The sequence below is a fragment of the Endozoicomonas sp. SESOKO2 genome (assembly GCF_024606245.1).
GTDB lineage: Bacteria > Pseudomonadota > Gammaproteobacteria > Pseudomonadales > Endozoicomonadaceae > Endozoicomonas_A.
The window spans coordinates 1-1,615 of sequence record NZ_JAHHPQ010000742.1 but is presented as its reverse complement, the minus strand read 5'-3'; the positions used below and the strand labels follow the sequence as shown (position 1 = coordinate 1,615).

1 protein-coding gene is annotated in these 1,615 nt (G+C 44.8%); it reads left to right on the top strand.

Translation table 11 applies throughout. From position 1 onward, the window contains the following. Window positions 1–1,615 (top strand): hypothetical protein (locus KDK17_RS17600; protein WP_257288688.1); only part of this gene is annotated, 1,615 nt, incomplete at both ends.

Here is a 1,615-nt window from a genome sequence, read left to right as displayed (position 1 = left end):
GAGTCCATGCTGGATACGATAGAACAAATTCCCTGGAAAGCTTACACCGCAGTTGTTCAAAAGACGGTTGCTCAAAAAAGGACCAGTAAATACGATAAGCTAACCAGTCTTGCCTTTTATATCGAAGCTGCGGATCGGCGAGCCGTAAGAAAACAGGAAAGGCTGCTTAAAGATATAGAGGACAGGCTGCAGATCTACCCCATTGCAAACGATGCGGCAAAAGAAGGGGGCAAGACGTTCCTTGCTAAACTGGCCAATGATCTGGGGTTAATGTTTGAAAACGACGTCCACCTCAATGACAACAAGTATGCTATTGACTGCAAAATTTCGGAATTAATGGATGAAGTAGAAGAAACCTATGGCGATGAAGAGATCAGAAGGGGCAGAAACAATGAAATGGCTCATCAACTCAACATTGAGAACTATAAAGATGACGCCAGTATAGAAAACCAAAACATTCTAATTATCAAAAAACTCAAACAGCTGGATAAAGAAGTTTCCAAAGCAGGTGTTGCTGAGGTTAATGAGCATATCACAGTTATTGAAAATGAACTTGACAGGCAAATGGCTCGCCTCGGCCCCAAACCCCGATACGTTCTTGATCGTGAAGTAGCGACAATCAGGCGAGCAATAGAAGAAGCTGAAAGTGAGCAGAAGACAGCTAAGCAAAAACTGGATGCTATTCATACCAGACAATGTTTCTTTACCGGGACTCCAGCTGTCAGCGGAGGCCGCTCGGATGAAATCGACACAGTTCTTAATCAGGCAATGGAAATAGCTCAGACCGGGCTGGGTCTGACTGCAGGTGACGAGCAAACCCTTGAAGAGCGGGTAGAGGACATCAAACATTTCCTGCAGGGACACAGTAAAGAAAGACGAAATGAAATTTTTAAGGAACTGAGAGCTCAAATACATCTTGACATTAAAACGACAGGTTATCCCCATTTACACGAAGTAGTTGATTACTTTGTCGATACTTTAGTCTATGTAGATACTCTTGTTCGGGAAGCAGAAGATGAATTCAGTGAAGCATTGGATGAACAGACTTTAACCAGACAAAAACACTCTCAGGTCACAGAATTCCTTCGTGAACACGACAGGAAAAGTATGGAAGTGACCAGTACACAGCTTGAAGAAAGGAATGCACAAGCGAATCTGGATCGTAAAAAACAAGAGATTGAAGATCTTGGAGACATTGATGAGCAGACCAAAACCGCACATAACGAGGAAATGGCTGCACTGGGTTTAGTTCTGGAGCAGAAAAGTGAAGCTCTATCAAAAGCAGAAGAGGCTCTGACGGATTATCATAAAGCAGTTCTTAACACCATCGAAGAAGCCGTGGGTCTTGAACCAGAGGCTACTGACACTCAGGAACAACGGGTTAATGCCCTGAGAAACAAACAGTTACAACTGGGCCGTGATGACGTTGTTAGCAGCAGGGTCCGGCAACTGATTCAGGAAGAGGCCCGCCTGGAAGGTGAAATTGAAATCAGGAAAGCAGACATAGAGAGAAAGAAGGACGCCCTGGCGGTTGCAGAGAAAGCTGTTGAAAATGACGATGGTCCCTTCCAGTACACGCCGAGGCAGGCAAAAGTTCGGGCCGCTATGGACGACT